The sequence below is a fragment of the Pseudomonas sp. PI1 genome (assembly GCF_000812405.1).
Lineage (GTDB): Bacteria > Pseudomonadota > Gammaproteobacteria > Pseudomonadales > Pseudomonadaceae > Pseudomonas > Pseudomonas citronellolis.
In genome coordinates, this window is the sequence record NZ_JWMC01000007.1 from 83,828 (window position 1) to 109,780 (window position 25,953).

Here is a 25,953-nt window from a genome sequence, read left to right on the forward strand (position 1 = left end):
ATCCATGGGTGCTACTGGGCAGAGCCGTATTCGCCATGACTCCCGGCTGTGGAAGCTGGTATGGCCGTTCATCGCCGTGGTCCTGCTGCAGGGATTGCTTGGCGTAGGCAGCCTTTACCTGATTTCGGGAGTGCGCGCCTACGTCGGCGGCGAGAGCCTCTGGTCCAAGGGCCAGAAGGACGCCATCCACTACCTGCAGCGCTACGGCGAGACGCGCGACGCCGACGACTACCGGCGCTACCAGGAAGCCATCGCCATCCCCCTCGGCGACCGCCTGCTGCGCACCGCCCTGGACAGCCCGCAGCCGGACTACGAACTGGCGCGCAAAGGCATCCTCGCCGGCGGCAACCATCCCGACGACGTCGGCGCCATCATCACCCTCTACCGCTATTTCCACGACTTCAGCTACTTCAACGAGGCGGTGCGCTACTGGAAGGAGGGCGACCGCTACCTCGACCAGCTCCAGGCCATCGCCGAAGAGATGCACCAGCGCATCCAGGCCGGCCAGGTCGGCCCCGGCGACATCAGCTACTGGGACCAGCGCATCCAGGCCATCAACGAAGGCGTGACCCCCGCCTCCATGGCTTTCAGCGCCGCGCTCGCCCAGGGTTCGCGCTCGGTGATGCGCCTGCTGCTGGCGGCCAACATCGTCAGCGGCCTGGCCCTGATCCTCCTGGCGGCCTGGCGCACGCGCAACCTGCTGCTGGCCCAGCGCGCCTTCCAGAGCGCCCTGGACAGCGAGCGCGAGAAGGCCCAGACGACCCTGGCGGCGATCGGCGACGCGGTTATCACCATCGACGAGAACGCCCACATCGCCTACCTCAACCCGGCCGCCGAACGCATGATCGGCTGGGACAGCGAGATGGCCGTGGGGCTGCCGCTGAAGTCGCTGCTGCGCATGCTCGACGAGACCTCCGAGGAAGAGGACCTGGCCCTGGTCGGGCAGGTACTGCGCGGCGAGGTGGAGGCCGGCAGCGAGATCAGCAAGCTGCTGCAGCGCCTGGACGGCAGCGGCGTGGTGGTGACCCTGGTGGGCACGCCGATCCGCGTCGGCGGGCGCATCGTCGGCGCGGCGCTGGTGCTGCACGACATGACCCGCGAGCGGCAGTACATGGAAAGCCTGTCCTGGCAGGCCACCCACGATTCCCTGACCGGCCTGAGCAACCGCCGCGAGTTCGAGTACCGCCTGGAGCAGGCGCTGGAGCGCTCGGCGCAGCGCAACGACCGCCACAGCCTGATGTACCTCGACCTTGACCAGTTCAAGCTAGTCAACGACACCTGCGGGCACGCCGCCGGCGACGAGTTGCTGCGCCAGGCCTGCAGCGTCCTCGAAAGCTGCCTGCGCGAGGGCGACACCCTGGCGCGCCTGGGCGGCGACGAGTTCGGCGTGCTGCTGGAGAACTGCCCGCCGGAGGTCGCCGAGCAGATCGCCGAGAACCTCCGCCAGGGCGTCGAGAACCTGCACTTCGTCTGGGACCGGCGGCCCTTCAACATCACCGTCAGCATCGGCGTGGTGCACGTCACGGCCATGCTGGTGTCGGTGGAGGAGGCCCTGCGCTGCGCCGACATGGCCTGCTACCTGGCCAAGGAGAAGGGCCGCAACCGCGCCCAGGTGTTCAGCCCGGACGACAGCGAGCTGTCCATGCGTTTCGGCGAGATGGCCTGGGTCCAGCGCATCCGCCAGGCCCTGGACGAGGACCGCTTCCGCCTGTTCGCCCAGCGCATCCGCGCGGTCGACCCGCAGGCCGAGGAGGGCCTGCACGTCGAGCTGCTGCTGCGCGTGCTGGACGAGAACGGCCGCCTGGTGCCGCCCAACGACTTCATCCCGGCCGCCGAGCGCTACGGCCTGATGCCGCTGATCGACCGCTGGGTGGCCAACCGCGCCTTCGAGATCCTCGCCGAACGCCGCGAGGCCGGCTGCGAGCCGATCGCCACCTGCGCCATCAACCTGTCCGGGGCGACCATCGGCGACGCCAGCTTCATCCAGATGCTCCGCGAACTGCAGCCGGCCTACGGCCTGGCGCCGGAGAACATCTGCTTCGAGGTCACCGAGACCAGCGCCATCGCCAACCTGGTCAGCGCCACCCAGTTCATCCATGAACTCAAGGCCATGGGCTACCGCTTCTCCCTCGACGACTTCTGCGCCGGCATGTCGTCCTTCGTCTACCTCAAGCACCTGCCGGTGGACTACCTGAAGATCGACGGCAGCTTCATCAAGGACATGCTCGACGACCCCATCGACCGCGCCATGGTCCAGGTGATCAACCAGATCGGCCACGTCATGGGCAAGCGCACGGTGGCGGAGTTCGTCGAGTCGGAGGAAATCCTCGAGGCGCTGCGGGAAATCGGTATCGATTATGCTCAGGGTTACGCAGTGGGTCGCCCGCTGCCGTTCAACCGTCACTATTCCGGGCAGGCGGAGCCGGCCCTGGTGGAGCCGGACACCACCTCCGGACGGTGACAGCCGGCGGCCCGTCATCTAGTCTGGCGGTCGATTTCGTCGACGCACAAGGATGGGCCAGCATGAACGAAGCATTTCTCCGCGTCGGGTCGCTGAAGGACCTGACCAGCTACCCGCAGTGGGCACAGGACCTGGTGGCCGTCTGCGAAGGCGCCCGCCGCGCGGTCTCCGGGCACGAGTTCTACCGCCGCCTGCGCGACGGCCAGATTGGCGCCGCGACCATGCGCACCTACCTCATCGGCGGTTGGCCGGTGGTCGAGCAGTTCCCCCTCTATATGTCGCAGAACCTACTGAAGACGCGCTTCGGCCGTTCCCCCGGCGAGGACATGGCGCGGCGCTGGCTGATGCGCAACATCCGCGTCGAACTGAACCACGCCGACCACTGGCTGCGTTGGGCCGAGGCCTATGGCGTGGGCCTGGCGGCGCTGCGTGCGCAGGAGGTGCCCGAGGCGCTGCACGCCCTCGGCCACTGGTGCTGGCACAGCAGCGCCTCGGATGACCTGGCGGTGGCCATGGCGGCCACCAACTACGCGGTGGAGGGCGTGACCGGCGACTGGTCGGCGCTGGTCTGCTCCAGCGACGCCTACGAGCAGACGCTGCCGGCGGAACTGCGCAAGAGCGCGATGAAGTGGCTGCGCCTGCACGCCCATTACGACGACGACCACCCCTGGGAAGCCCTGGAGATCATCTGCACCCTGTGCGGCCAGGAAATCGCCCCCGGGCGCTGGGACGAACTGCGCGCGGCCATCTGCAAGAGCTTCCGCTACATGGAACTGTTCCTCGACCACTGCCTGGCCCAGGAACTGGCCGGCACCACGCGCCGCCCGCAGGTGCGCGTGGCCGGCTGAGGCCCGTCTCGGGGACGTTTGGCGGGGTAGAGACAGGCGTAGAGGCAGGCGGATTGCGCCGCCCATGGGAATGGTGCGGGTGGGGCGGCGTAGCGGATCTCATCCGCGAATCGCGCCGGAGGTTCCGGCTAATCGCGGACAAGGTCCGCTCCTACGGGAGGGGAATACCGTGCCCCCGGCGACCTGTAGGAGCGGGCCCTGCCCGCGATTTCGCGCGCAGGGCGCGCTCCTACATGGTTACGGCATGGGTGGGGCAGCGTAGCGGATCTCATCCGCGAATCGCGCCGGAACCTCCGGCTATCGCGGACAAGGTCCGCTCCTACGGGGGAGGCATACCGTGCTTCCCGGCAACCTGTAGGAGCGGGCCCTGCCCGCGATTCGCGCGCAGGGCGCGCTCCTACATGGGAATGGTGCGGGTGGGGCAGCGTAGCGGATCTCATCCGCGAATCGCGCCGATACCCCCGGCTATCGCGGACAAGGTCCGCTCCGTTGCAGGCGAGCATGGCTTCTCGTAGGAGCGAGCTTGCTCGCGAACACTCTCCACTGTGGGGCTCCTTCGCAAGCAAGAACATGGCTCTCGGGTTCGACGGCGGATAACCGCAAACGGTTATCCGCCCTACGCCACCACCCCACAGCGGTGTAGCGCCGTGCATCTACCCTGGAAACCTGACGAACCGCTGTGTAACGAAGGCTTTACGCGGCCGCCGACGCACTGCGCAGCCCGCCATGGCTGTAACGAAAAGCTGCCGCCCGCGACGCTGGCCGGGCGCTTTCCCACAAGGGTTGCGGACTTGTTCGCCGCGACCGCAGCCGCTGATATGGCGCCTGCCCCGCGCCCGGCGGCAATTCGTCGCGGCGCGATGCGCCTTGCATGCCGCGCGGCCACGAACCGCGGGGCCCGATCCGTCACAGATAACAACAAAAGGTGACGCAATGACGCGTGATACCCAGCACGCAGGCCAGTTGCAGCGCGGCCTGAAGAATCGCCACATCCAGCTGATCGCCCTCGGCGGCGCCATCGGCACCGGCCTGTTCCTCGGCTCGGCCGGGGTGCTCAAGTCGGCCGGGCCGTCCATGCTGCTCGGCTACGCCATCGCCGGGGTGATCGCCTTCCTGATCATGCGCCAGCTCGGCGAGATGATCGTCGAAGAGCCGGTGGCCGGTTCCTTCAGCCACTTCGCCCACAAGTACTGGAGCGGTTTCGCCGGCTTCCTCTCCGGCTGGAACTGCTGGGTGCTGTACATCCTGGTCGGCATGTCCGAACTCACCGCGGTGGGCAAGTACGTGCACTACTGGTGGCCGGACGTGCCCACCTGGGCCAGCGCCGCCGTGTTCTTCGTGCTGGTCAACCTCATCAACCTGGCCAACGTCAAGTTGTTCGGCGAGGCCGAGTTCTGGTTCGCGATGATCAAGGTCAGCGCCGTGGTCGGCATGATCCTGCTCGGCTGCTGGCTGCTGTTCTCCGGCCACGGCGGCGAGCAGGCGAGCGTGAGCAACCTGTGGAGCCACGGCGGCTTCTTCCCCAACGGCGCCAGCGGGCTGGTGATGGCCATGGCCTTCATCATGTTCTCCTTCGGCGGCCTGGAGATGCTCGGCTTCACCGCCGCCGAGGCCGACCAGCCGAAGACGGTGATCCCCAAGGCGATCAACCAGGTGCTCTGGCGCATCCTGATCTTCTACGTCGGCGCCCTGGCCGTGCTGCTCGCGCTGACGCCCTGGGACAGCCTGCTGCAGAGCATCAGCGCGGCCGGCGACGACTACAGCGGCAGCCCCTTCGTGAAGGTGTTCTCGCTGCTGGGCAGCGACACCGCCGCGCACATCCTCAACTTCGTGGTGCTCACCGCGGCGCTGTCGGTCTACAACAGCGGCACCTACTGCAACGGCCGCATGCTGGTCGGCCTGGCCGAGCAGGGCGACGCGCCCCCCGCCCTGGCGAAGGTGGACAAGCGCGGCGTGCCGGTGCGCGCGCTACTGGTGTCGGCGCTGGTGACCTTCCTCGCGGTGGTGGTCAACTACGTGATCCCGCACCAGGCGCTGGAGCTGCTGATGTCGCTGGTGGTGGCGGCGCTGGTGATCAACTGGGCGATGATCAGCTACGCGCACCTGAAGTTCCGCCAGCGCATGGACCGTGACGGCGTGCGCACCGCCTTCCGCGCCATCTTCTACCCCTGCGGCAACTGGCTGTGCCTGGCCTTCGTGGTGTTCATCCTCGGGGTGATGGCGATGATCCCGGGCATCCAGGTCTCGGTGTACGTGATCCCGCTGTGGCTGCTGGTGATGTTCGCCTGCTATCGCCTCAAGCGCTCGCGCGCCGCGCAGCCGGCGCTGGCCCTGGCCGAGTGAGGGCGAGCCGCGCGCCCGACTTTTCGCCGGGGCGCGCGGCGTTGCCGCCGGCGGCGAACCTTGGCTAGAGTGTCCTGGCCATTTTTCGTCAGAGGGACACCCATGAAAAAAGCATTCTGGCTGCTGGCCGCCGCCGTTCCCGTGCTGCTGGCCGCCTGTGGCGGCGAGGAGAAGAAGGCGCCGCCGGTGGACGCGCTGGTCCTGCCCGGCGACGCCAAGCTGGATTCGCGCAGCGTCGACTACAAGTGCGACGACGGCCGCAAGTTCAGCGTCCAGTACCTGAACAAGGGCGACAACCACCTGGCGGTGGTGCCGGTGAGCGACAGCGCCAGCCTGGTGTTCGCCAACGTCATCTCGGCCTCAGGCGCCAAGTACGCCGCCGGCCAGTACATCTGGTGGACCAAGGGCGAGGAAGCCACCCTGTACAAGGACTGGAAGGGCGGCGAGCCCGCCGACGGGGTTTCCTGCAAGGAGCGCTGAGTTCGTCGCGATGAAGAAAGCCCGGCCTGCCAGGCTGTGTGAAAACCCGAGCGGCTCTTCGAAGAGTGCGTTCCTACGTGAAATCTGAAAAGGCTTGGCTATTCAGCCAACCCAGAATCCGCGTAGAAACGCGAAATCCAGGTTGTTTTTTAACCAGCTGGACCGATCCGGAGGTTTTCACACAGCCTGCTGCGCCGGGCTTTTTCATTGGTGAGGGCTGCGCCGAGGTGCTTTCGTAGGATGGGTTGAGCCTGCGAAACCCATGCGGGCATTGGTGATGGGTATCGCTTCGCTCAACCCATCCTACGGGGCTTTGTGTTTGCCGGAGGTGTAGGAGCGGACTCCGTCCGCGATTCTCCATCGGCGGCCCGAACCTCAGAAACTGAACTCCAGGTTCACCGTCGGCGTCGAGGTGCGGCTGCCGGTGCCGCCGTCCACGCCGAACTTGTTGTGCCAGTACTCGTAGCCCACGCCGAGCCAGAGGTTCGGCTGGCGCTTGGCGCCGGGCAGGGCCGCCACCATCAGCGAGGTGCGCACCAGCGTCTCGGCGGCGGTGTCCTTGTCGTTGTAGTCCTCGCCCTTCTCGCCGACGTGGTTGAGGAAGCCCTGGAACTTGGCCATGCGCTCGCCGAGCTGGAAGGGCTTCAGCCAGGTCAGGTTGAGCATGTAGGTGCCGTCGAAGGTGTGGTCCGGGTGCTTTGCGCCGGGCACGCCGAAGTGGTTCTTTTCGCGGTAGTACATCAGGCTCAGGTCGAGCACGCCGGCGCCGTTGAACTTCACCGTCGGGCCTATCACCAGGGCGCGCTTCTTCGCCGAGGCCAGGTTGTTGTTGCGGCTGGCGTCGAAGCCGAAGGTCAGCGCGTGATCCTTCACCAAGCCCTTGCCCAGCGGCACGTCGAACACCCGCGAGGCATACAGCTGGTGGCGGTACACCGCGTAGACCTCGCTGCCGCCGTGGTCGGTGCCCTTGCGCGGGTCGCGGCTGTCGGAGAGGAACACGTCCAGGTGGAAGAAGTTGCTGCCGTAGCGATAGCCGTCGGCGTGGCTGAAGCTGTAGATGCGCTTGGCAAACTTGTCCGGGTTGTTCGGGTTGGTGAACTGCTGGCCGTAGCGAAAGCCCAGCGTGTTGCTGGTCCACTCGAAGAAGCGGTCGTCGTCGGCGAAGGCCGCGTCCAGGGGGAGGCCGGCCAGCAGGGCGGCGCTCAGGGCGATACGGCTGCCGGTGCTCAGGCGGCGGGACGTACGCGGGTGTTGGCGGACGGCGCTGGGCGCCGGCACGGATGATACCGGGCGGAACATGCTGCACCTCGATCTTGTTGTTGTTATGGGGCCGGTTGCCGCGTGACTGCCCGCGGCCGGACAGGGACGGTTCTAAAGGTCTGTTGGATTCATTGCAAGAGATTTTTGTATACACAATTGCATTCAAAAATTGATCCGCGAGTCAGGAATAGGCCTTGCGCCGCGCCGGGCTGCGTTCTGTGCCTGCTGGCGATTGCGCGTTATGCTGTGCTTTCCCTCCGTCCGAATTCCCCGCCATGCTCGTCATCTCCAACGCCGTGCAGATCCCCGACGCCGAAATCGAGCTGAGCGCCATCCGCGCCCAGGGCGCCGGCGGGCAGAACGTCAACAAGGTGTCCAGCGCGGTGCACCTGCGCTTCGACATCCGCGCCTCGTCGCTGCCGGACTTCTACAAGGAGCGCCTGCTGGCGCTGAGCGACCAGCGCATCAGCGGCGACGGCGTGGTGGTGATCAAGGCCCAGCAGTACCGCACCCAGGAACAGAACCGCGAGGATGCGCTGGAGCGCCTGGCCGAGCTGATCCGCTCGGTGGCCAAGGTGCAGAAGAAGCGCAAGCCGACGCGGCCGACCCTCGGCTCCAAGACCCGCCGCCTGGAGGGCAAGAGCAAGCGCGGGGCGATCAAGGCCGGGCGCGGCAAGGTGGATTACTGAAAGGAGCTGCCGGCTCTGCGCAGGAGGGGACGAGCGAAGCGACTCCCATCGATGGGTATCGCTGCGCTCAACGCCATCCTACGGAGCCTGGAATATCTGGCGTGAACCTTCCACCGCGGCGGCCCAGGCCTGCAGGGCATCGCGGGCGGCGAGGGCGATCTGCTCGTCGCTGCGCCCGGCGAACTGGCGTTCCACGGCGTCGGCGGCGATCAGCCCGGCCACCGTCGGCACGCCCACGGCGTCGGTGAGGTCCAGCCATTCGCCCCAACTGGCCGGGCTGTCGTACCAGCGCAGGTAGCCCGAGGGCGAGCGCGGCCACCAGCGCCGCTCGAACTGCAGCACCACCTTCTCCAGGCGGCCCATGCCCAGGTGGGCCAGGGCATCCTGCTGCGCCGCCGGCAGCGCCGGGGTGAAGCGCAGCGTCTTGAGCACGCCCAGCGGCACGCTGCAGATGCAGAAGTCGCCACGCTCGTCGTTCACCCGCACCTGCTCGCCCGACCAGTCGATGTGCGTCACCAGTTGGCCCAGGCGGATGTCCAGGCCTTGCGCCAAGTGCGCGATCAACTGGCCGTAGCCGCCGGGGAGGAAACGGTCGCCGTTGCCGACGCCTTCCTCGTCCAGGGCGTCCACCGAGAGCTGCGCCAGCGGCAGGCAGGCTTCGAGGACGAGGTTGGCGTCGATGGCGAAACCTGTGGCGCGGGCCTGCGCGGCGTCCAGGTCGGCCAGGTAGCGCTCGACCGCCTCAGCCAGCGGCAGTCGCCGGTCCAGCCCGTTGCGCAGGGCCTGCCAGGCCGCGTCTATGTCCGACAGCGGGCCGTCGCAGGCGGCGGCCAGCGGTTGGCCGAAGTCGGTTTCCACCAGCGCCAGGTCCAGCGCCAGCGCCTCGCGGGCCAGGGCGTTGTCGGCGAACTGCTGCAGCCAGGCGGCGCCGACGTCCACGCTGGCATCACCCAGGCGGATGCTGTGGGTGCGCCCGCCGATGCGCTCGCGGGCCTCCAGCACCACGCAGTCGACGCCTTGCTCGCGCAGGCGCCGCGCGGCGGCCAGGCCGGCGCATCCGGCGCCGATGACGATCACCCGGCGGGCGCCCGCGCGCAGGGCCAGCTCGGCGGCGCGCAGGCCGTCGTCCCAGGCGCCGTGGGTCATGGCCGGCGCCCGCGGGTTGCAGGCTTCGCCGGCGAGCACCAGGCGGCCGTCCAGGCAGGCGCCGAGGGCGGCGCGGTGTGCGGGCCTGCCGCCGGGCAGCAGTGCGCTGTAGGCGCCGAGGCTGAAGGGGGCGTCGCTCCAGTGGGTGACATGCCAGGCGGTGGGGCGGTGCATGGGGGCTGTCCTTGGCCGAGTCGAAGGGCTTCCGATCTTGGACGCCCCCGGCCGCGCGCACAAGGCGCCGCGCTTCAGGCGTGGCTCAGGCGGATCACCAGGCGGGCGATGGACACGCCGCTGAACAGCACCACGAACAGCCGCAGGGTCTGCATGGCCAGCACCAGGCCGACGTCGGAGTGGGTATCCACCGCGATGATCGCCATGGCGTCCAGGCCGCCGGGGCTGGTGGCCAGGTAGAGGGACAGGAAGTCCATGCCGGTGACGGCCGCCAGGGCCCAGGCGAAGAGCGCGCAGCTGAGGATCAGGCCGAGGGCGCTGACCAGCATGGCCGGCAGGTGGCGGCCGACGTAGGCCAGGCTGGCGCGGTCGAAGCGCAGGCCGATGTAGCAGCCGATCACCCCGTAGGCCAGCACCAGCAGCCAGTGCGGCAGGGCGATCTGCAGCAGCCCGCCCAGTTGCAGCGCGGCGCCGGCCACCAGCGGCACCAGCAGCGGGCCGGCCGGCAGGCGCGCGCCCAGGCTGACGCCGACGAAGATCAGCAGCAGGCAGTTGACCAGGTCGGGCAGGTGGCCGGCGTCGTTCAGCGGCGTGCTGTGGGCCGCCGAGCCGCCGCCTTCCAGGCCCAGCAGGCGGCCGACCAGGGCGCCGGCCATGACCACGCAGACCACCCGCACGTACTGCATGGTCGCCACCACCCGCGGATCGGCGCCGTGGGACTCGGCCATCGCCACCATGGCCGCCGCGCCGCCGGGCGCGGTGCCCCAGGCGGCGGTGCTGCCGGGGATGCCGCCGAAACGCACCATGGCGTAGCTGACCAGGGCGCTGAGCAGCAGGGTGAGCAGGGTGGCGCAGAGCATCAGCGGCCAGGATGCGGCCATGGCCTGCAGCACCGACCAATTGATGGCGTGGGCCACCAGCAGGCCGATGCAGCCCTGGCTGAGGCGGAAGGCCTGGCGCGGCAGGCGGATGCCGGCGCCGCCGACGCCGAAGGCGATGGCCACCAGCATGGGGCCGAGGAACAGCGCGGCGGGGATGCCCAGCCAGGCGAGCAGCTGCCCGGCGCCGCCGGCCGCCAGGATCAGGGCCGGCCACTGCAGGCTGGCGGGGATACGGCTGAGGCTCTGGGCTGGAGGGCTGGACACGCGAAGGCTCCCGACTGCGGACAACGGGGAAAATTATCGATAGCGCAATCCATCAAGTCCATTTTCTAATAGTCATGAATTCATTCCTGAAATCTATCGGTGGCCGCCATGGACCTGCGCGATCTCGCCTATTTCGAAACCATCGCCGAGCTCGGCCACCTGGGCCGCGCGGCGGACCGCCTGGGGCGCAGCCAGCCGGCGCTGACCAAGAGCATCCAGCGCCTGGAGCAGTCCCTGGGCACCAGCCTGTTCCAGCGCGAGGGCCGGCGCATCCGCCTGACCCCGGCCGGCGAGCTGATGCTGCAGCGCGCCCGCCAGCTGCGCCAGGACATCGAGGAGACGCGCCGCGAGGTGCGCGACTTCGCCAGTGGCCTGGTGGGCAACATCCGCCTGGGCTGCGCCGCGACCATGGCCGAGTACCTGCTGCCGCCGCTGGTGGAGGAACTGTTGCGGCGTGCCCCGGAGGTGACCATCAGCCTGTCCCTGGGCCAGGACGACGTATTGCGCGAGGCCCTGCGCGGCGGACGCCTGGACATGGCGATCTGCTCGCGCATCCTCGACGACGCGCATCTGGTCAGCGAGCCGTTGCTGCAGGACCAGGTGGTAGTGGTGGCCAGCCGCGAGCACCCGCTGTTCGACGGCCCGGTGGCCATCGCCGACCTGTGCCGCTACCGCTGGGTGCTGCCGGCGCCCAGCGTGTCGTCGCGGCGCTGGATGGACGCCACTTTCCAGGCCCATGGCCTGCCGCCGCCGCGGGTGCAGATCGAGACCAACGCCATTCCCATGCTGCCCAACCTGATCGCCCGCACCCGGCTGCTCAGCTTCGTTGCCCGCGAAACGCTGGACGGCGGGCTGCATGGGATGAACCAGCTGCGCGAGGTGAGGCTGGCGGAAACCACCTTGACGCGGACCATGGGCCTGGCGGTGCGGGAGGGGGCCTATCTGTCGCCGGCGGCGCAGTTGTTGCGGGGGATGTTGCGGGAGCATGCGGGGCGGTTTGGAGGGTAGGGGGCTGGGCTTTTCGTAGGAGCGAGCAAGCTCCCCGGTGACTCCGCTGCCGGGCTCACCTCTGTTCCCTCTCCCCGAAGGGAGAGGGGACCGTTCGGAGTACGTGGGTATTCCTGAGTCAGCCGGCAGCACCGAAGGTTTTCGGCTGAAACCATTCCTACTCTCGGCACGGACAAGCCCCCTCTCCCTTCAGGGAGAGGGCCGGGGAGAGGGGGCGGAGTTCACCGTAAACACCGTAGCTACCGGGAAACACTCTTCGCGAGCAAGCTCGCTCCTACGAAAAGCAGAAAAGCAGCGCCTCTCACCGACTCGGCACCTCCCCCACCACCGTAGTCCGATACATCTCACGCCGCATCCCATGGTAGTCCGACACCGGGTAGTGCCAGGTGCTGCGGTTGTCCCAGATCGCCAGGGTGCCCTGGCTCCAGCGCATGCGGCAGGTGAAGGCTGGCTGGGTGGCGATGCCGTAGAGGTAGTCCAGCAGCGGCTGCGCTTCGGCCGGGCGCATGCCCTTGATGCCGCTGGTGTAGGCCGGGTTGACGAAGAGTATTTTCTTGCCGGTTTCCGGGTGGCGCGTCACCAGCGGGTGCGAGCGGGTCTCGCCGTCGGCGTTGCCGTAGCGCACCGCCATATTCTCCATCAGCTCGTTGTGCTTGGCCTCGGCGCCGTAGGCGCGTTCCGGGCTGTGGATGGCGTCCAGGCTCTCCAGTTGCGCGCGCAGCTTGGGCGACAGCCATTCGTAGGCCAGCGCCAGGTTGGCGTAGAGGGTGTCGCCGCCGAACGGCGGGATGTCGTGGCCGTAGAGCAGGGTGAAGGCCGGCGGGCGCTCCTGGAACGACCAGTCGCTGTGCCAGGCGCCGCCGAACACCACCGGCGTCTTCTCGTCGGCTTCCTTGACCACCCGCACCACGTGGGGATGCTCGGGCAGGCCCTGCACGTAGGGTTCGCGGCCGAATTCGCCGAAGCGCAGGGTGACCGCCTCCAGGTCCTCGACGCCCAGTGACTGCCCGCGGATGAACAGTACCTTGTGCGCCAGCAATGCCTGGCGCAGTTCGGCGAAGCCTTCCTCGCCCAGGCTGCGCAGGTCGACGCCGCTGACGTCCGCGCCGATGGCGCCGGTGGCCGGGACGATCTGGAAGTGACGGTAGCTGGCGGCGCGGTTCTGGCTCGGCAAGGCGTAGAAGAACTCGAACATGGGGTGCCCTCTTGTTGGTGTTGTCGGCCTGTTGAGGATGGTCGCCGCGGCGCACTTGCGCCATGATGATCGGCGCCAGAAATTGATGATTCCCGCCACTTGCAGGAGGCCCCATGGACTGGCGACAGACCCGTGACATCACCGGCGTGCGCCACCTGCTCGACTGCGCCCGCAGCGAGGGCCTGGCCGCGGAGGCCTGCCTGGTGGGCAGCGCCATCGAGCCGCGCGAACTCAGCGGACGCCATGCGCAGATCCAGGCCTGGCAGGAGCTGGCGGTGATCCGCAACCTGCTGCAACAGGGCGCCCGCCCCGGCCTGGGCTTCGCCGCCGGGCGCCGCTACCACCTCACCTCACTGGGGCTGCTGGGCTTCACCATGCTCGCCTGCCGCAGCCTGCGGGAGGCCTTCGAGACCTTCGGCCGCTACCAGAGCCTGGCCCTGACGCTGTGCCCGGTGAGCCGCGAGGCCGAGCTGCGCGGGCACTGGATGATCTTCGACGACCAGGTGCTGCCGCCGGACGCCCGCGCCTTCGTGGTGGAGCGCGGCATCGCCGGTTGCCTGCAACTGGCCGGCGAACTGCTGCAGCGCCCGGTGCAGCCGCTGGCATTGGAGCTGCGCGCCGAGGCGCCGGCCGACCTCGACGCCTACGCCCGCGCCTGGCCGTACCCGGTGCGCTTCGGCGCCCCGCGCAATGCCCTGCTGTTCGCCCGTGCCGACCTGGAGGCCAGCCTGCCGCAGGCCAACCCGGACAGCCGCAGCAGCGGCGAGCAACTGTGCGAGAAGCTCTGCGAAGAACTGGCGCTGCCCCTGGCCGCCACGCCTACCGCGCGGGCGGTGCAGCGCCTGCTGGTGCGCGATGCCGCGAGCCTGCCGGGCTGCCGCGAGGTGGCGCAGCGCCTGGGGCTTTCCGAACGCACCCTGCAGCGCCGCCTGGCCGCCGAGGGGCAACGCTTCCAGCCGCTGAGCGACGGCATCCGCCTGCGCCTGGCCGAGCGCCTGCTGTTGGAGTCGCGCATGGACCTGAACGGCGTCGCCCAGTGCCTGGGTTATGCCGAGGCGGCCAGCTTCTGCCGGGCCTTCCAGCGCTGGACCGGGACCACCCCGGGGCGCTGGAAGCGCCAGGCCGGGCCGCTGTCGCTGCGCTGAACGCGGGCAAAAAAAGACCGGCCAGCGGCCGGTCGAGCGAGGGTGGAAAAAGCTTTCAGGCGCAGACCGCGGCGATGGCCCGGGCCAGGTCGCCCAGGCGGCTGGCGTCCAGCCCGGCGACATTGGCGCGGCCGCTGCCGACCATGTACACGCTGTGTTCCTCGCGCAGGCGGCGCACCTGTTCCGGGCTCAGGCCGGTGTAGGAGAACATGCCGCGCTGGATGGCGATGTGCGCGAAGCGCTCGGCCAGGCCGTGGGGCTGCAGCGCCTCGACCAGGCCCAGGCGCAGCCCGGCGATGCGCGTGCGCATGGCGGTGACTTCCTCCAGCCAGACCTGCTTGAGGTCGCGGTCGCCGAGGATGGTCGCCACCACCTCGGCGCCATGGGCCGGCGGCGTGGACCAGAGATTGCGCGCCAGGCTGGCCAGCTGGCTGCGCACGTTGCCCAGTTGCTCGGCATTGGCGGCGCAGACGATCAGCGCGCCGACGCGGTCGCGATAGAGGCCGAAGTTCTTCGAGCAGGAACTGGTCACCAGCAGCTCCGGCAGGCTCTCGGCGAACAGCCGCACGGCGCGGGCATCCTCCTCCAGGCCGTCGCCGAAGCCCTGGTAGGCGAAGTCGATCAGCGGCAGCAGTTCGCGGCGGCGCACCACTTCCAGCACCTTCTGCCAGTCGTTGTAGGCCAGGTCGAAGCCGCTGGGGTTGTGGCAGCAGGCGTGCAGCAGCACCACGTCGCCGTGGGGCACCTTTTCCAGGGTGGCGAGCATGCCTTCCACGTCGAGGTGGTTGTCGGCGCCGACGTAGGGGTAGTGGTGCACCTTCAGGCCGGCGGCGGCGAACAGCGTCTCGTGGATCGGCCAGGTTGGGTCGCTGACCCAGATGCCGCGGCCGGGCAGGCAGCGGGCGATGAAGTCCGCGGCCAGGCGCAGGGCGCCGGTGCCGCCGGGCGTCTGGCTGGCGTCGGCGCGCTGGCTGGCCAGCAGCGGCGAGTCGCTGCCCAGCACCAGTTCGCACAGGCGCGCGGCGAACAGCGCATCGCCGTGCCCGCCGACGTAGCTCTTGGTGGTCTCGTGCTCCACCAGGCGCTGCTCGGCCAGCTTCACTGCGCGGGGGATCGGCGTCAGGCCCTGGGCGTCCTTGTAGACACCGACGCCCAGGTCCAGCTTGGCCGGGTTGGGGTCGGCGCGGTAGGCATCGAGCAGGCCGAGGATGGGGTCGCCCGGCACGCGCGGGATGGGGGCGAAGTGGTTCATTTGCGGCCTTCGGCGACCTTGGCCAGCTCGTCGGTGCGCGCGGCCATGATGAAGTCGTTGCGGTGCAGGCCCTTGAGCTCGTGGCTCCACCAGGTGACGGTGACCTTGCCCCACTGGGTGAGCAGGTCCGGGTGGTGGCCTTCCTCCTCGGCGATGGCGCCGACGGCGTTGGTGAAGGCCAGGGCGTGGCGGAAGTTCTTGAACAGGTACACGCGCTCCAGCTCCATGTGGCCGTCGCGCACCTCGATGTTCCAGTCCGGGATCTGCTTGATCAGGGTCGCCAGTTCCTCGTCGGAGACGTGGGGCGCGTCGGCGCGGCAGGCTTCGCAATGGGCTTGGTTGAGGGCGGTCATGGGGTTCTCCTTGTAGGGTTCGTCACGCAAGACATTGATCTTAGGACTGTAGAGGCGAGCTTGCTTGCGAACCGCATGGCACTGCGTTTGTTCGCGAGCAAGCTCGCTCCTACGAAAAGATGTCGGGCAGGCCTCGGGGTTCAGGCTGCCTGCTTCGGCGGGAACTTGGGTGCGTGCAGGCCCAGCTGCATGGCCTGGCGGACCAGCGCCATGATGTCCTGGTGGGCCAGTTCGAACAGGCGCTTGAGTTCCGGCAGCACGAAGTACAGCGGCTGCAGGATGTCGATGCGGTAGGGTGTGCGCATGGCTTCCACGGGGTCGAAGGCCTGGTGCTCGGGCTCGCCGGAAAGGCTGTAGACGGTCTCCTTCGGCGAGGAGAGGATGCCGCCGCCGTAGATGCGCCGGCCCTGCGGGGTGTCGAGCAGGCCGAACTCGATGGTCATCCAGTACAGCCGCGCCAGGTACACGCGTTCTTCCTTGCTGGCGGCCAGGCCGAGCTTGCCGTAGGTGTGGGTGAATTCGGCGAACCAGGGGTTGGTCAGCAGCGGGCAGTGGCCGAAGATTTCGTGGAAGATGTCCGGCTCCTGCAGGTAGTCCAGTTCCTCCGGAGTGCGGATGAAGGTGGCCACCGGGAACTGCTGGCTGGCCAGCAATTCGAAGAAGGTCTGGAAGGGGATCAGCGCCGGGACGCGGGCCACGCGCCAGCCGGTGGTGGCCTGGAGCACCTTGTTGATCTCGCCCAGTTGCGGGATGCGCTCGTGGGGCAGGGCGAGCTGCTCGATGCCGTCCAGGTATTCCTGGCAGGCGCGGCCTTCGATCACCTTGAGCTGGCGGGTGATCAGGGTGTTCCAGACCTGGTGCTCGGCTTCGGGGTAGTGGATGAAACCGTCTTCGTCAGGTTGGCGGGCCACGTACTGCGTTGTCTTCATGGGTCCTCCGGCTTCGAGGCCTTTGTTGTTTTGATGCCTCATCAATAGCCGCGTCGGCGTGCCCATGCAGCCCCCGTGGGCCTTGGTCGAGCGCTGCAAATCCCCTTCGCTTGTAAAGAAAAGATTACGAATCGCGCCGAATCGCGAGTCATCGGCTTGCTGCTGGCGTCAACTGTCACATATTCTTGACGGAAATTTCCGCCTTGCCGGCGAAACCCGGCCGGGCGCCGCCCCGCACAACGACAATCTCCGGGCTCGCCATGCGTATCAAAGTCCACTGCCAGAACCGCGTCGGCATCCTGCGCGACATCCTCAACCTGCTGGTCGACTACGGCATCAACGTCAACCGCGGCGAGGTCGGCGGCGAGCAGGGCAACGCCATCTACCTGCTCTGCCCGAACCTGATCAACCTGCAGTTCCAGTCGCTCAAGCCCAAGCTGGAGGCCATTCCCGGGGTGTTCGGCGTCAAGCGCGTCGGCCTGATGCCCAGCGAGCGCCGCCACCTGGAGCTCAACGCGCTGCTGGCGGCGCTGGACTTCCCGGTGCTGTCCATCGACATGGCCGGGCAGATAGTCGCCGGCAACCGCGCCGCCGCGCAGCTGCTCGGGGTGCGCGTCGATGAGGTGCCGGGCATTCCCCTGGCGCGCTACGCCGAGGACCTCGACCTGCCGGAACTGGTGCGCGCCAACAAGGCGCGGATCAACGGCCTGCGGGTGAAGATCAAGGGCGACGTGTTCCTCGCCGACATCGCCCCCCTGCAATCCGAACACGACGAAAGCGAGGCCCTGGCCGGCGCCGTGCTCACCCTGCACCGCGCCGACCGCGTGGGTGAGCGCATCTACAACGTGCGCAAGCATGAGTTGCGCGGCTTCGACAGCATCTTCCAGAGCTCGCGGGTGATGGCCGCGGTGGTGCGCGAGGCCAGGCGCATGGCGCCGCTGGACGCGCCGCTGCTGATCGAGGGCGAGACCGGCACCGGCAAGGAACTGCTGGCCCGCGCCTGCCACCTGGCCAGCCCGCGCGGCCAGGCGCCGTTCATGGCGCTGAACTGCGCCGGGCTGCCGGAATCCATGGCCGAGACCGAGCTGTTCGGCTACGGCCCCGGCGCCTTCGAGGGCGCGCGCCCGGAAGGCAAGCTCGGCCTGCTGGAGCTGACCGCCGGCGGCACCCTGTTCCTCGACGGCGTCGGCGAGATGAGCCCGCGCCTGCAGGCCAAGCTGCTGCGCTTTCTGCAGGACGGCTGCTTCCGCCGGGTGGGTAGCGACGAGGAGGTGTACCTGGACGTGCGGGTGATCTGCGCCACCCAGGTGGACCTGTCCGAGCTGTGCGCCAAGGGCGAGTTCCGCCAGGACCTGTACCACCGCCTCAACGTGCTCTCGCTGCACATTCCGCCGCTGCGCGAATGCCTCGACGGCCTGACGCCGCTGGTGGAGCACTTCCTCGACCAGGCCAGCCGGCAGATCGGCTGCCCGCTGCCGCAGCTGGCGCCCCAGGCCATGGACCGCCTGGGCCGCTACCACTGGCCGGGCAACGTGCGTCAACTGGAGAACGTGCTGTTCCAGGCGGTGTCGCTGTGCGAGGGCGGCACCATCAAGGTCGAGCACATCCGCCTGCCGGACTACGGCGCGCCGCACCCGCTGGGCGACTTCTCCCTGGAAGGCGGCCTCGACGCCATCGTCGGCCGCTTCGAACGCGCGGTGCTGGAGCGCCTCTACCGCGAACACCCCAGCAGCCGCCTGCTGGGCAAGCGCCTGGGGGTGTCGCACACCACCATCGCCAACAAACTGCGCCAGCATGGGCTGGGGCAGGGCGGGGAGTCCTGACATCGGGGTTCGGCTCCTGTAGGAGCGAGCTTGCTCGCGAACCCGGATTCCCGGCCGACTCCAGACTATCCGCCCACACCGGACAGCCCCCTCTCCCGCTTGCGGGAGAGGGCTGGGGAGAGGGCGATCGCGGATGAATCCGCTCCTACGGTTCCAGGAAGCACGGCTTTTCGTAGGATGGCGTTGAGCGAAGCGATACCCATCACCGCAACCGCATGGGTTTCGCAAGCTCAACCCATCCTACGAGAAGCCGTGCCCGCCGGTATGGCAGGAGCGGACTCCGTCCGCGATCACCGACACACGCCAGCCGGATCGCGAATAAGATCCGCTCGGTTTGCCTCTTTGCACCGTGCCTCCCTGTAGGAGCGGGCCCTGCCCGCGAATCGCGCGCAGGGCGCGCTCCTACATGGGAATGGTGTGGATGGGGATCGCGTAGGAGCGGACTCCGTCCGCGATAGACTCCGCCGGCGGATGTCACCAGGTCTTTACCCGCTGCCCCTTCACGCAGGCGCGCACCTCGTCGTCGATCAGGTTTCCCGGCTTGATGCACTCGGCCAGGCTCCGGGAACTGTCGGTGTACTTCATGGGCTGGGCCGTGACCTTGTCGGCCGGGCGCTCCAGGCCCAGGCGGCCGAGCAGGGCGTGCCAGCGCGCCTCGCCCCACTGGTGGCTGGCAGGGTTCTGCCAGAGGGCGCCGGCGCCTATCGCCAGCGCCACCAGCAGAGCCAGTTGCAGCAGGTGCTTGAACGCCCGGCGCAGGTGCCACTGCCGCCGACGCGGCGGTGGTTCGCCGGGCTGGCCGGGGTTCTTCAGGTTCTGCCAGTACCAGTCGCGGTCTTTCTCGGCCATGTCTCGCGGTCCGTCGGGGGAATCCGCGAAGGGTAGCGCCCGGCTCAGCCGCCGGAAAGCAGGCGGCGGGCCAGCCGTTCGTTGCCGGTGAGGTCGGCCAGGTGTTGCAGCTGGTTGTTCTCGTAGGCCTGGTTGAAGGTCGCCACGTCCAGCGCCAGGACTTTGCGGAAGGCCGTCAGCGCCTCGGCGCCGGCCTGGCCGGCCACCTCTTCGCCGTAGCGGGCGATCAGGTCGAGCATGACCAGCGGGTAGCGCACCGGCAGGCCGATGCGCACGTGGATCAGGCCGATGTTCAGGCGCTTGAGCGCGTAGGTGTCGTCGTAGACGCCGCCGAACAGTTCGCAGAACCAGGTGGCCAGGGATTCCCCCAGGCGCTTCTGGTCGGTGATGAATTCGCGGGTGGCCTCCTGGCTCAGCAGGCGTTGGTAGAAGTCTTCGATCAGCGCCGGGCTGATGGCCTTGGCCTGTTCGGCGAGGCCTGCGAGCAGTGCGCATTCCTTGTCGGACAGGTCCAGCAGGGCGATCAGTTCGTGAACGATGGCGGCGTCCTTGGTGGCCCAGGACAGTCGGTCTGCATGCATGGGGGGCTCCTCAGAGAATGCTGTCGAGGGTGGCGAGGCTGTCCGCCACTTCGAGGTTGATCAGGCCCACGTTGCTGTCGCGCGCGGCGACGATCGCCAGGCAGGCCTTGTCGCCGGCCAGGTGGATGAACACCCGGCCGTCTTCCGCCAGCAGGCTCAGTTCCTTCATCGCGCCGCTCTTGAGGGTTTCGCCGATGCGCCGGCCCACGCCCAGGGCGGCGGCGGCCATGGCTGCGATGCGCGCCGGTTCGATGCCATGGTCGCTGATGGCGTCGACGATGGGCATGCCGTCCAGGCTGCCGAGCAGCACCCCGCGGATGCTGGGGACCGACTGCCGGAGGCGGTCGAGTTCGGCTTGCAGGCGTTCTTGTCGGGTCATGGGGTTTCTCCGTGGTGGGGGTCGGGTGATGGGGCGTCGTTGGCCAGCAGCTGTACCAGGACATCGCAGGCGCTCTGCCGGTCGCGGGCGTCCGTGGCGATGACGTGCTGCGGTGGCAGGTCGAAGTAGGCGGCGACCTCGGCCGGCACCCAGGCCTGGTCGTCGGCGTCGCAGTGGGTGAGGGCGACGATGAAGGGCACCGGCTGCACGCTGGTGATCGCCTCGAGGATGCTGCGGGCCTGGCCGAACTGCTCCGGGTGGTCGGCGGCCAGCATCAGCACCAGGCCGTCGGCGCCTTCGCTGAGCAGTTCCCACATGAAGCTGAAGCGCTCCTGGCCGGGCGTGCCGAACAGATGGATGTCGGTGGCGCCCAGGGTGATCCGGCCGAAGTCCAGCGCCACAGTGGTGTTCGCCTTGCCGATGGCTTCGCTGCTGGGCACCTCGGTGTCGACGACGGGGATTTGCGAGAGGTTGCGGATCAGGGTGGTCTTGCCCGAGCCCACGGGCCCGGAGACGACGACCTTGATCGGCGGTGCGCTGTCCTGGTTCATGGGCGGAAGAGCCTCTTCAGACGGCTGGCGAGGGTGGGGTTGGCATGTTTCGTCGATGCACCGGCGCTCTCGTGGGCGCGCACCGGCCAGATTTTCTTGATCTCCCGCAGGTGCTGCAGGGATGCGCAGGTCTCGCGGACTTCCAGCTTCAGCGCCTGGGCCAGTTGCCGCGCGCTGCAACCCTCGGCCAGCAGGGGCATGGCCCTGGCCAGGAAGGCGTCGAGCTCGGCCGGCAGCGTCACCGTGCGCCCGCGGATCAGCACGAAGCGCGTGTCCGGATGCACCGACGGCTCCGCCCGGGACGAGGGCGCCAGGCTGGCGAGCACCTGGTCGATGGGCAGGTGCTGGCCGGGTTTCGCCTCCATGGGCGGCGTGGGTTCGAAGTGAAAGCTGGCGTCGCCGATCGACTGCAGAGCACGCTTGATCTCGCCCGGCTCGCCGATCGGCTGCTCGAGGCTCAGGCCGAGCAGCCGTTCGTTCTGCAGCCGCAGGCGGAGCCGCCTGCCGTCCGGTTCTTCAAGCGTCAGCTGGCCTGCGCGCTTGCCGATGACCGAGAGGACTTCCGCGAGCGGGAAGTCGGAGAGCTTGCCGAAAATTGCCAAACGAAATGTCCTCCAGGGCGGGCTGGGCGCCCTGTCCTGGTAGGAAGTCAGTGCGCGATTCGTGATGCGCCGAGATGATAAGGGGAGGCGTTGTTATGACATGCCCGTACTGCTTGTAGGTGATCTCCGAGGGGCGCTGTCGTTTGTGTAGAGTGCTGAGGCTGTTTCCTTCGGTCCCCCGTGACCTGGCCGCGCGATGCCTGCGCCGCGCCAGGCCAGCCACGATCGGCGGTGCTTGAGGGCCTCGCCCGCCGCCACCATATTGATGCCCATGAACCGACTCGCCAGCAGCGCCACGCCCGCCGACGTCCTGCAGGGTTTCCACCCCGCCGTCGCCGCCTGGTTCGCCCGCCACTTCGCCGCGCCCACCCCGGCCCAGGTGCAGGCCTGGCCGTCGATCCGCGCTGGGCGCTCGACCCTGGTGGCCGCGCCCACCGGCTCGGGCAAGACCCTCACCGCCTTCCTCTCGGCCATCGACCAACTGGTGCGCGAGGGCCTGGCCAACGGCGGCGAGCTGCCGGACCGCACCTGCGTGGTCTACGTCTCGCCGCTCAAGGCGCTGTCCAACGACATCCGCATCAACCTGGAAGAACCCCTGGCCGGCATCCGTGCCGAGCTTGAGCGCCAGGGCCTGCCGGCCGTGGACATCCGCAGCGCGGTGCGCACCGGCGACACCAGCCAGGGCGAGCGCGAGGCCATGCGCCGGCGGCCGCCGCAGATCCTGGTGACTACCCCGGAGTCGCTCTACGTGCTGCTCGGCTCCGACTCCGGGCGGCAGATGCTGGCCGGCGCGCGCAGCGTCATCGTCGACGAGATCCACGCCCTGGCCGGCAGCAAGCGCGGCAGCCACCTGGCGCTGTCGCTGGAGCGCCTGCAGGCCCTGTGCGCCGAGCCGCTGGTGCGCATCGGCCTGTCGGCCACGCAGAAGCCCGTCGAGGCGGTGGCGCGGTTCCTCTGCGGCAACGCCGACTGCCGCATCGTCGACATCGGCTACAGCCGCGCCCGCGACCTGGGCATCGAAGTGCCGCCGGCGCCGCTGGAGGCGGTGATGTCCCACGAGGTCTGGGACAGCGTCTACGACCGCCTCGCCGCGCTGGCCGAGGAGCGCCGCACCACCCTGGTGTTCGTCAACACCCGCCGCCTGGCCGAGCGCATCACCCGCCACCTGGGCGAGCGCCTGGGGATAGACAAGGTCGCCGCGCACCACGGCAGCCTGTCCAAGGAACAGCGCCTGGGCGCCGAGCAGCGGCTCAAGGCCGGGCGCCTGAAGGTGCTGGTGGCCACCGCCTCGCTGGAGCTGGGCATCGACATCGGCGACGTCGAGCTGGTCTGCCAGGTCGCCTCGCCGCGCTCCATCGCCGCCTTCCTGCAGCGTGTCGGGCGTTCCGGGCACAGCGTCGGCGGCACGCCGAAAGGGCGGCTGTTCCCCACCTCCCGCGACGAGCTGATCGAATGCGTGGCGCTGCTCGACAGCGTGCGCCGCGACGAACTGGATGCCCTGGCGATCCCCCGCGCGCCGCTGGACGTGCTGGCCCAGCAGATAGTCGCCGAAGTGGCCTGCCGCGAGTGGCGCGAGGACGAGCTGTTCCAGCTGCTGAGCCACGCCCAGCCCTACGCCGGCCTGCCGCGCGAGCGTTTCGACGCCGTGCTGCGCATGCTCGCCGAGGGCTACGCCAGCCGCAACGGCCAGCGCGGCGCCTACCTGCACCGCGACGGCGTCCACGGCCTGCTGCGTGGCCGGCGCGGCGCTCGGCTAACCGCCGTGACCTCCGGCGGCACCATTCCCGACGCCGGCGACTACCAGGTGCTGCTGGAGCCCCAGGGCCTGACCGTGGGCACGGTGAACGAGGACTTCGCCGTGGAAAGCCTGGCCGGCGACGTGTTCCAGCTGGGCAACGTGTCCTACCGCATCCTCCGCGTGGAGCCGGGCAAGGTGCGCGTCGAGGACGCCCAGGGCCTGCCGCCGAACATCCCGTTCTGGCTGGGGGAGGCGCCGGGGCGCAGCGATGAGCTGTCGGTGAGCGTGTCGCGCCTGCGCGAGCGTCTGGACGCCTTGCTCGCCGAAGGGCAGGGCAGCGACGCGCCCCTGGCCCCGGCGCTGCGCTGGCTGGAGGACGAGCTGGGCCTGCAGGAAGCCGCGGCCCGGCAACTGGTGGAATACCTGGCCCGCGCCCGCGCCGCCCTCGGCGTGCTGCCGAGCCAGTCGGCGCTGGTGCTGGAGCGCTTCTTCGACGAATCCGGCGGCATGCAACTGGTGCTGCACTCGCCCTACGGCAGCCGCATCAACCGCGCCTGGGGCCTGGCCCTGCGCAAGCGCTTCTGCCGCACCTTCAACTTCGAGCTGCAGGCGGCGGCCACCGAGGACGCCATTATCCTCTCGCTGTCCACCAGCCACAGCTTCCCGCTGGACGAGGTGTGGCGCTACCTGAACTCGAAGAGCGCAGAACACGTGCTGATCCAGGCCCTGCTCGACGCGCCGCTGTTCGGCGTGCGCTGGCGCTGGAACGCCACCACCTCGCTGGCCCTGCCGCGCTTCCGCGGCGGGCGCAAGGTGGCGCCGCAACTGCAACGCATGCGCAGCGAGGACCTGCTGGCGGCGGTGTTCCCCGACCAGGTGGCGTGCCTGGAGAACATCGTCGGCGAGCGCGAGATTCCCGACCACCCGCTGGTGGCCCAGACCCTCGACGACTGCCTGCACGAAGCCATGGACTGCGAGGGCTGGCTGGCCCTGCTGCGGCGCATGGAGGCCGGGGAGGTGGCGCTGCACGCCCGCGACCTGCCGGCGCCTTCGCCGCTGGCGGCGGAAGTGCTCAGCGCCAGCCCCTACGCCTACCTCGACGACGCCCCGCTGGAAGAACGCCGCACCCAGGCCGTGCTGAGCCGGCGCTGGAGCGACGCGGAATCGGCCGACGACCTCGGCGCCCTCGACCCCGAGGCCATCGCCGCGGTGCGCGCCGAAGCCTGGCCCGAGGCCCGCGACGCCGACGAGATGCACGAGGCGCTGACCGGCCTGGGCTGCATCCTCGCCGGGGAAGCCCGCGCCAACCTGGGCTGGGAACTGCTGCTCGGGCGCCTGGCCAAGGCCGGGCGGGCGACGCGCCTGCGCAGCGGCGCGGCCGACCTCTGGGTGGCCGCCGAACGCCTCAGCCAGTTGCGGGCGGTCTATCCACAGGCACGGCTGGCGCCCGAGCTGGACCTGCCGTTGGCGTTGCAGGAAGGCTGGTCCGCCGAGGATGCGCGCCTGGAACTGCTGCGCGCGCGCCTGACCGGCTTCGGCCCGCGCACCCAGGCGCAACTGGCCATGGACCTCGACCTGCCGCCCGCCGACATCGCCTTCGCCCTGGCTGGCCTGGAGCGCGAGGGCTACGTGCTGCGCGGCCGCTTCAGCCCAGGCGCCGACGAGGAGGAGTGGTGCGAGCGCCACCTGCTGGCACGCATCCACCGCTACACGGTGCGCCGCCTGCGCCGCGAGATCGAGCCGGTGGAGCGCGCCGACTTCATGCGCTTCCTGTTCGACTGGCAGCGCGTCTCCAGAACCACCCGGGCGCGCGGCGCCGAGGCCCTGGCCGGCGTGCTCAGCCAGCTGGAAGGCTTCCAGGCTGCCGCCGGGGCCTGGGAAAGCGACCTGCTGCCGGCGCGGGTGGCCGACTACGGCATCAACTGGTTGGACGACCTGTGCCGCGCCGGCCGCCTGGTCTGGGCGCGCCTGCCCAGCCGCGGCACGGCGCGCGGGCGCAGCGGCGCCGGGCCGCTGCGCAGCACGCCCATCGTCCTGCTGCCGCGCCGCCAGTTGCCGCTGTGGGGCGCGCTCTGCGCCGATGCGCCGGAGGCCGAGCTGTCCTCGAAGGCGCAGAAGGTGCTGCAGGCGTTGCAGGAGCAGGGCGCACTCTTCTTCGACGAACTCACCAGCGAGGCGCACCTGCTGCGCAGCGAACTGGAAATGGCCCTGGGCGAACTGGTGGCGGTGGGCCGGGTGAACGCCGACAGCTTCGCCGGCTTGCGCGCGCTGCTGTTGCCGGCGGCCAAGCGCAGCCGCCAGGAGCGCCGGGCGCGCGCCCCACTGTTCGGCATGGCCGACGCCGGCCGCTGGGCGCTGCTGCGCCGCCCGCGCAACGAACTGATCGAAGGCCAGCCGCCGCGCCTGCAGGCGGAAGTGCTGGAACACGTGGCCATGACCCTGCTGCGCCGCTACGGCGTGGTCTATTGGCGCGTGCTGGAGCGCGAGGCCGACTGGCTGCCACCCTGGCGCGACCTGCTGCGCGTCTACCACCGCCTGGAGGCCCGCGGGGAAATCCGCGGCGGGCGCTTCGTCGCCGGCCTCACCGGCGAACAGTTCGCCCTGCCCGAGGCCGTCGGCCTGCTGCGCGAAGTGCGCCGGCGCGAAAAGGACGGCGAATACCTGGTGCTCTCGGCGGTGGACCCACTCAACCTCGCCGGCACCCTGCTACCGGGCAGGAAGGTACCGGCAGTAGCCGGCAACCGCGTGCTCTACCGCGACGGCGCCGCCCTGGGCGCGCTCATCGCCGGCAAGCCGGTGCTCTGGGCGGGACTGCCGGCGGAGGAAATGGCGAAGGCGCGGGAGCTACTGATCCGGCGCCTCTAGATGCATCTGCCAGAGATGGTGTCCTGCGCGTAGGCAGGAGCCTCGATCGGCGTGGGATGTTTTGCTGATTTCAGGAGTGGCTAGGCGTTAACGTTCTTCGCCTGCCGCCATCGCTTGACTGGGGCCTCCACTGTTCA

21 protein-coding genes are annotated in these 25,953 nt (G+C 69.3%); 9 read left to right on the forward strand and 12 right to left on the reverse strand.

The window, feature by feature from the left end:
- Positions 1-4: 4 nt before the first annotated feature.
- From RN02_RS02060 to RN02_RS02075, 4 genes are all read left to right on the forward strand, one after another.
- Positions 5-2,461: an EAL domain-containing protein gene (locus RN02_RS02060; protein ID WP_052267626.1), complete on the forward strand. Its 2,457-nt coding sequence runs from the start codon at positions 5-7 to the stop codon at positions 2,459-2,461.
- 62 nt (positions 2,462-2,523) lie between these two features.
- Positions 2,524-3,309, forward strand: a complete 786-nt coding sequence (locus RN02_RS02065; protein ID WP_043312834.1) for a TenA family transcriptional regulator — start codon at positions 2,524-2,526, stop codon at positions 3,307-3,309.
- A 933-nt stretch (positions 3,310-4,242) separates the two neighbouring features.
- Positions 4,243-5,652: an amino acid permease gene (locus tag RN02_RS02070; RefSeq protein ID WP_043312836.1), complete on the forward strand. Its 1,410-nt coding sequence runs from the start codon at positions 4,243-4,245 to the stop codon at positions 5,650-5,652.
- Positions 5,653-5,754: 102 nt separating this feature from the next.
- The gene (locus RN02_RS02075) at positions 5,755-6,132 is read left to right on the forward strand and encodes an MliC family protein (RefSeq protein ID WP_043312837.1); all 378 of its coding nucleotides are present in this window, start codon (positions 5,755-5,757) and stop codon (positions 6,130-6,132) included.
- A 375-nt stretch (positions 6,133-6,507) separates the two neighbouring features.
- Here the strand turns inward: RN02_RS02075 and RN02_RS02080 are convergent, their stop codons facing one another.
- Positions 6,508-7,431 (reverse strand): hypothetical protein, encoded by a 924-nt coding sequence (locus RN02_RS02080; RefSeq protein ID WP_043312838.1) that lies wholly within the window; start codon positions 7,429-7,431, stop codon positions 6,508-6,510.
- Positions 7,432-7,667: 236 nt separating this feature from the next.
- Between RN02_RS02080 and arfB the strand changes: the two genes are divergently transcribed.
- Positions 7,668-8,081 (forward strand): alternative ribosome rescue aminoacyl-tRNA hydrolase ArfB, encoded by a 414-nt coding sequence (gene arfB, locus RN02_RS02085; RefSeq protein WP_043312839.1) that lies wholly within the window; start codon positions 7,668-7,670, stop codon positions 8,079-8,081.
- A gap of 78 nt (positions 8,082-8,159) precedes the next feature.
- On the opposite strand, the gene RN02_RS02090 is transcribed toward arfB, so the two are convergent.
- Both RN02_RS02090 and RN02_RS02095 read right to left on the reverse strand, forming a co-directional pair.
- Entirely contained in the window at positions 8,160-9,401 is a 1,242-nt protein-coding gene (locus RN02_RS02090; protein WP_043312840.1) for a flavin monoamine oxidase family protein, read from the reverse strand.
- Positions 9,402-9,475: 74 nt separating this feature from the next.
- Positions 9,476-10,546, reverse strand: a complete 1,071-nt coding sequence (locus RN02_RS02095; RefSeq protein ID WP_009621593.1) for an AbrB family transcriptional regulator — start codon at positions 10,544-10,546, stop codon at positions 9,476-9,478.
- A 108-nt stretch (positions 10,547-10,654) separates the two neighbouring features.
- Between RN02_RS02095 and RN02_RS02100 the strand changes: the two genes are divergently transcribed.
- Positions 10,655-11,554 (forward strand): LysR family transcriptional regulator, encoded by a 900-nt coding sequence (locus tag RN02_RS02100; protein ID WP_043312842.1) that lies wholly within the window; start codon positions 10,655-10,657, stop codon positions 11,552-11,554.
- Positions 11,555-11,855: 301 nt separating this feature from the next.
- Here the strand turns inward: RN02_RS02100 and RN02_RS02105 are convergent, their stop codons facing one another.
- Entirely contained in the window at positions 11,856-12,749 is an 894-nt protein-coding gene (locus RN02_RS02105; protein WP_043312845.1) for a TauD/TfdA dioxygenase family protein, read from the reverse strand.
- Between the two features lie 113 nt (positions 12,750-12,862).
- On the opposite strand from RN02_RS02105, the gene RN02_RS02110 reads away from it, so the two are divergent.
- Positions 12,863-13,894: an AraC family transcriptional regulator gene (locus RN02_RS02110; RefSeq protein WP_043312846.1), complete on the forward strand. Its 1,032-nt coding sequence runs from the start codon at positions 12,863-12,865 to the stop codon at positions 13,892-13,894.
- A 55-nt stretch (positions 13,895-13,949) separates the two neighbouring features.
- On the opposite strand, the gene RN02_RS02115 is transcribed toward RN02_RS02110, so the two are convergent.
- The 3 genes from RN02_RS02115 to phhA all read right to left on the reverse strand — a co-directional run bounded on the left by RN02_RS02115 (position 13,950) and on the right by phhA (position 16,428).
- Complete coding sequence (locus tag RN02_RS02115; RefSeq protein WP_043312848.1) at positions 13,950-15,146, reverse strand: amino acid aminotransferase; 1,197 nt, start codon at positions 15,144-15,146, stop codon at positions 13,950-13,952.
- Positions 15,143-15,499, reverse strand: coding sequence for a 4a-hydroxytetrahydrobiopterin dehydratase (locus tag RN02_RS02120; protein WP_009621600.1), 357 nt, complete (start codon positions 15,497-15,499; stop codon positions 15,143-15,145). The genes RN02_RS02115 and RN02_RS02120 overlap by 4 nt, the downstream gene beginning before the upstream one ends.
- A 140-nt stretch (positions 15,500-15,639) precedes the next feature.
- Positions 15,640-16,428: a phenylalanine 4-monooxygenase gene (phhA, locus tag RN02_RS02125; protein WP_043312850.1), complete on the reverse strand. Its 789-nt coding sequence runs from the start codon at positions 16,426-16,428 to the stop codon at positions 15,640-15,642.
- 260 nt (positions 16,429-16,688) lie between these two features.
- Between phhA and RN02_RS02130 the strand changes: the two genes are divergently transcribed.
- Positions 16,689-18,251 carry a sigma-54-dependent phenylalanine hydroxylase transcriptional regulator PhhR gene (locus RN02_RS02130; RefSeq protein WP_043312852.1) on the forward strand — a complete coding sequence of 521 codons (1,563 nt, stop codon included), beginning with the start codon at positions 16,689-16,691 and terminating at the stop codon, positions 18,249-18,251.
- A 474-nt stretch (positions 18,252-18,725) separates the two neighbouring features.
- Here RN02_RS02130 and RN02_RS02135 read toward each other — a convergent pair whose 3' ends face one another.
- Genes RN02_RS02135 through RN02_RS02155 form a run of 5 tightly spaced genes read right to left on the reverse strand, consistent with a single transcriptional unit; the run spans position 18,726 to position 21,213 of the window.
- Complete coding sequence (locus tag RN02_RS02135; protein ID WP_043312854.1) at positions 18,726-19,100, reverse strand: hypothetical protein; 375 nt, start codon at positions 19,098-19,100, stop codon at positions 18,726-18,728.
- Positions 19,101-19,144: 44 nt separating this feature from the next.
- Positions 19,145-19,681 carry a protoglobin domain-containing protein gene (locus tag RN02_RS02140; protein ID WP_043270837.1) on the reverse strand — a complete coding sequence of 179 codons (537 nt, stop codon included), beginning with the start codon at positions 19,679-19,681 and terminating at the stop codon, positions 19,145-19,147.
- Positions 19,682-19,691: 10 nt separating this feature from the next.
- Positions 19,692-20,060 (reverse strand): roadblock/LC7 domain-containing protein, encoded by a 369-nt coding sequence (locus RN02_RS02145; RefSeq protein ID WP_009621606.1) that lies wholly within the window; start codon positions 20,058-20,060, stop codon positions 19,692-19,694.
- Complete coding sequence (locus RN02_RS02150; protein WP_009621608.1) at positions 20,057-20,611, reverse strand: GTP-binding protein; 555 nt, start codon at positions 20,609-20,611, stop codon at positions 20,057-20,059. Before RN02_RS02150 ends, RN02_RS02145 begins: the two co-directional genes overlap by 4 nt.
- Complete coding sequence (locus RN02_RS02155) at positions 20,608-21,213, reverse strand: DUF4388 domain-containing protein (protein ID WP_043312856.1); 606 nt, start codon at positions 21,211-21,213, stop codon at positions 20,608-20,610. The genes RN02_RS02150 and RN02_RS02155 overlap by 4 nt, the downstream gene beginning before the upstream one ends.
- 271 nt (positions 21,214-21,484) lie before the next feature.
- On the opposite strand from RN02_RS02155, the gene RN02_RS02160 reads away from it, so the two are divergent.
- Positions 21,485-25,816 (forward strand): DEAD/DEAH box helicase, encoded by a 4,332-nt coding sequence (locus RN02_RS02160; protein WP_442965421.1) that lies wholly within the window; start codon positions 21,485-21,487, stop codon positions 25,814-25,816.
- Positions 25,817-25,953: the final 137 nt, after the last annotated feature.

Bases quoted from the DNA above. Each gene is read 5' to 3' on its own strand.
- RN02_RS02140 (WP_043270837.1), bottom strand. From the start codon at position 19,681: ATGCATGCAGACCGACTGTCCTGGGCCACCAAGGACGCCGCCATCGTT.
- RN02_RS02070 (WP_043312836.1), top strand. From the start codon at position 4,243: ATGACGCGTGATACCCAGCACGCAGGCCAGTTGCAGCGCGGCCTGAAG.
- RN02_RS02090 (WP_043312840.1), bottom strand. From the start codon at position 9,401: ATGCACCGCCCCACCGCCTGGCATGTCACCCACTGGAGCGACGCCCCC.
- RN02_RS02100 (WP_043312842.1), top strand. From the start codon at position 10,655: ATGGACCTGCGCGATCTCGCCTATTTCGAAACCATCGCCGAGCTCGGC.
- phhA (WP_043312850.1), bottom strand. From the start codon at position 16,428: ATGAAGACAACGCAGTACGTGGCCCGCCAACCTGACGAAGACGGTTTC.
- RN02_RS02130 (WP_043312852.1), top strand. From the start codon at position 16,689: ATGCGTATCAAAGTCCACTGCCAGAACCGCGTCGGCATCCTGCGCGAC.
- RN02_RS02080 (WP_043312838.1), bottom strand. From the start codon at position 7,431: ATGTTCCGCCCGGTATCATCCGTGCCGGCGCCCAGCGCCGTCCGCCAA.
- RN02_RS02160 (WP_442965421.1), top strand. From the start codon at position 21,485: ATGAACCGACTCGCCAGCAGCGCCACGCCCGCCGACGTCCTGCAGGGT.
- RN02_RS02115 (WP_043312848.1), bottom strand. From the start codon at position 15,146: ATGAACCACTTCGCCCCCATCCCGCGCGTGCCGGGCGACCCCATCCTC.
- RN02_RS02110 (WP_043312846.1), top strand. From the start codon at position 12,863: ATGGACTGGCGACAGACCCGTGACATCACCGGCGTGCGCCACCTGCTC.
- RN02_RS02145 (WP_009621606.1), bottom strand. From the start codon at position 20,060: ATGACCCGACAAGAACGCCTGCAAGCCGAACTCGACCGCCTCCGGCAG.
- RN02_RS02120 (WP_009621600.1), bottom strand. From the start codon at position 15,499: ATGACCGCCCTCAACCAAGCCCATTGCGAAGCCTGCCGCGCCGACGCG.
- arfB (WP_043312839.1), top strand. From the start codon at position 7,668: ATGCTCGTCATCTCCAACGCCGTGCAGATCCCCGACGCCGAAATCGAG.
- RN02_RS02075 (WP_043312837.1), top strand. From the start codon at position 5,755: ATGAAAAAAGCATTCTGGCTGCTGGCCGCCGCCGTTCCCGTGCTGCTG.
- RN02_RS02150 (WP_009621608.1), bottom strand. From the start codon at position 20,611: ATGAACCAGGACAGCGCACCGCCGATCAAGGTCGTCGTCTCCGGGCCC.
- RN02_RS02060 (WP_052267626.1), top strand. From the start codon at position 5: ATGGGTGCTACTGGGCAGAGCCGTATTCGCCATGACTCCCGGCTGTGG.
- RN02_RS02065 (WP_043312834.1), top strand. From the start codon at position 2,524: ATGAACGAAGCATTTCTCCGCGTCGGGTCGCTGAAGGACCTGACCAGC.
- RN02_RS02105 (WP_043312845.1), bottom strand. From the start codon at position 12,749: ATGTTCGAGTTCTTCTACGCCTTGCCGAGCCAGAACCGCGCCGCCAGC.
- RN02_RS02135 (WP_043312854.1), bottom strand. From the start codon at position 19,100: ATGGCCGAGAAAGACCGCGACTGGTACTGGCAGAACCTGAAGAACCCC.